Genomic DNA, 3,364 nt, shown 5'->3' on the forward strand with positions numbered 1-3,364 from the left:
TGGATGAACTGATCACCATCGCGCGCGAATCCGGTGGCCCGGCGGAAATCTGGCACATGAAGATGTCGGGCCAGAAGAACTGGGGCAAGCTCGATACCATCCTTGGCAAGATCGAGGCGGCGCGCAGCCAAGGCATCCGCATCACCGCCAACATGTACAATTACACCGCCGGTGCCACCGGGCTCGATGCGGCCATGCCCTTGTGGGTGCAATCGGGCGGGCTGGAAAAGTGGATCGAGCGGCTGAAGGACCCGGCCTTGCGCGCCCGGGTGAAGGCCGAGATGATGGACGAAAATGCCGATTGGGAGAATCTCGCCAAGCGGGCCGGCAATCCGGAGAATGTGCTGTTGCTGGGCTTCAAGAATCCCGCGTTGAAGCCGCTCACCGGCAAGACGCTCGGCGAGGTTTCGCGGATGCGTGGCACCAGCCCGGAGGATACCGCCATCGATCTGGTGATCGAGGATGGCAGCCGGGTGGGCACGGCTTATTTCCTGATGGATGAGGCCAATGTGAAGCGGCAGACGGCGCTGCCGTGGATGAGCTTTGGATCAGATGCGGGCGCGCCCAGTGCCGAGGGCGTGTTCCTGCTGAGCCAGGATCACCCGCGCGCCTATGGCAATGTCGCGCGGCTGCTGGGCAAATATGTGCGCGAGGAAAAGACGACGACGCTGCAGGATGCGGTGCGGCGGCTGAGCCACCTGCCGGTAACCAACATGGGGATCAAGGAGCGCGGGCTGCTGAAGCCGGGCTATTTCGCCGATGTCGTGGTGTTCGATCCGGCCACCATCACCGATCACGCGACGTTCGCGAAGCCGGCGCAATATGCCACCGGTGTATCCAGCGTATGGGTGAACGGCGTGCAGGTGCTGAAGGGCGGCGAACCGACCGGCGCGGCGGCCGGGCGGGCGCTGAAAGGGCCGGGCACCGGGAAGTGCCCGGCTTGATGTTTCTGGCAGGCTGCGCAGCGCGGGGCGTGCCATATTCCTTGTCGATCAGCCTTGCGGGAAGGGCAGCCCATTTCGGCCAGGTTTCAGGATAATCGGTCTTGCTGCGAAGTGCGAAGATCCATATTTTGAATCAAGACGTTATCCTGAAATGGGTGATCAGGATTCGTGGGGTGCACTCCCCGTTCCCTTGTGGTGAGGAAGGCGTTGTGCACCCGGTATTCTGCCGATCAGATGGCATTGATAGTGTCAATAAACCGCCGTAAAGTCACTGCCATTCTTCCGTGAGGTATATCGCCCATGTACATCATCAACGGCGCGCTTGGTTCCCCCTATTCGATGAAGATGCGGGCGCTGATGCGCTATCGCCGGATTCCGCATCTGTGGGTCCATGGCGCGGATTCGCGCGAGGCGCTGAGCCGGGTGAAGGCGCCGGTCATTCCGGTGATGGAATATCCCGATGGGACGTTCCACAACGATTCCACCCCGCTGATCTATGATCTGGAAGCGCGCCACGCCGAACGTTCGGCGGTGCCGCCAGACCCGGCCCGCGCCTTCATCGCGCACCTGATCGAGGATTTTGCCGATGAGTGGGTGACCAAGGCGATGTTCGGCTACCGCTGGCTGGAGGATGTCGACCAGATCCAGATGAGCCGCTGGCTCGCGTTTGACGCGATGAAGGGCGGCGGGCTGGCGACGAGCCAGGGCTTTGCCGAACAGTTCCGCGCGCGGCAGGTGGGGCGGATGGCGATTGTCGGCTGCACGCGGGAGAATTTCCCACTGATCGAGGCGTCAACCCACGCGCTGCTGGCGGCGCTCGAGGCGCATGTCGTTGATCGCCATTGCCTGTTTGGCACGCGCCCCAGCCTCGCGGAATTCGGCATGTACGGGCAGTTGTCGCAGCTTGGCGTCGATCCGACCGCGCAAACAATGATGCGCGCGGATTATCCCTACAGCTTCCGCTGGCTGCTTCACATCGACGACATGTCGGGCATCGACGGCCAATGGGATGCAGCAGATGCGCCCTTTGCGCCGATCATCGCCGCATGGCTGAAACAGGTGGGCAATATCTACATGCCCTTCCTCCTCGCCAATGCCGCCGCGATCGAAGCGGGCGAAACGACCTTCAGCATGACCGCCATGGGCCTGCCCTACACACAGGGTGTGTTCAAATATCAGGCCAAATGCCTTGCCGATCTGCGCGCGCGCCATGCCGCGCTGGATGCGACCGCGCGCAAGCGCATCGATCCGCTGTTGGCGGAGGCGGGGTGTCTCGACGCTTTGCTGATCCGATGAGACGGAACCGGCCTGCGGCGGTTCTGGCCGCCCTGACCCTGCTGCACCTGCTTGCGACCGGCACCCACGCGGCCCCGGCGAAACGCCCCAACATCGTCATCCTGCTGGCCGATGATTGGGGGTTCAGTGATGTCGGGGCCTTTGGCGGCGAGATTGCGACGCCCAATATCGACGCGCTCGCGGCCAAGGGCGTGCGCTTTTCGAATTTCCATGTCGCCGGTTCCTGCTCGCCAACGCGGGCGATGCTGCAGACGGGCGTGATCAACCACCGTGCCGGCCTGGGCAACATGCCGGAGACGATCCCGCCGGAGCATCAGGGCAAGCCTGGCTATGACGCGCACCTCAACAACCGCGTTGTGACCATTGCCGATCAGCTGCGCGCTGGCGGCTACCGCACTTATCTGACCGGGAAATGGCATCTGGGCCACACGCCTGACAGCCTGCCCACGGCGCGCGGCTATGATTATGCGCTTGCGCTGGCCCAATCGGGCGCCGACAATTTTGAAGATAAGCCCAATCTGCTGATTTATGATCAGACCGAATGGAGCGAGGATGGCAAGCCTGCGAAACTGCCGGCGCGCTTTTATTCCTCGACCCTGATTGTCGACCGGATGATCGGCTATATCGACAGCGGCAAGGCCAGCGGAAAGCCGTTCCTGGCATCGGTGAACTTCCTCGCCAATCATATCCCCGTACAGGCGCCCGATGCCGACATCGCGGCCTATGCCGGGCGCTACACCGCTGGCTGGACCGCGCTGCGCAACCAGCGCCGCGCCGGTGCGGTTGCCCGGGGCGTGATGCCCGTCGGCGTTGCCATGGTGACCATGAACACCAGCAGCGACTGGTCGGAACTGTCGGATCAGGAACGGCAGCAGCGCGTGGGTGCGATGGCGGCCTATGCCGGCATGGCGACGGCGATGGACCGCGACATCGGCCGGCTGGTGGCGCATCTGAAGGCCATCGGCGAGTATGAGAACACGGTCTTCGTGTTCCTGTCCGACAATGGCGCCGAAGCCACCGACCCTATGGCGATGGGGGCATTTGCGCGCTGGAATGCCACGCATCTTTACGACCAATCCATTGCCCAGCAGGGCCGCCCGGGTTCGCTTACCGCACAGGGGGCA

General features: G+C 63.2%; 3 protein-coding genes. All 3 read left to right on the top strand.

Going from position 1 to position 3,364, the window contains the following annotated elements:
* The coding region (locus RT662_RS03215) for an amidohydrolase family protein (protein WP_313669103.1) at positions 1-944 on the top strand (944 nt) is incomplete at its 5' end.
* Positions 945-1,244: 300 nt separating this feature from the next.
* Positions 1,245-2,240 (top strand): glutathione S-transferase N-terminal domain-containing protein, encoded by a 996-nt coding sequence (locus RT662_RS03220; RefSeq protein ID WP_313669105.1) that lies wholly within the window; start codon positions 1,245-1,247, stop codon positions 2,238-2,240.
* Positions 2,237-3,364: sulfatase-like hydrolase/transferase (locus RT662_RS03225; RefSeq protein ID WP_313669107.1), on the top strand; the 1,128-nt coding region annotated here is incomplete at its 3' end. The genes RT662_RS03220 and RT662_RS03225, both read left to right, overlap by 4 nt.

This window comes from Sandarakinorhabdus sp. (assembly GCF_032115815.1).
Classification (GTDB): domain Bacteria; phylum Pseudomonadota; class Alphaproteobacteria; order Sphingomonadales; family Sphingomonadaceae; genus Sandarakinorhabdus.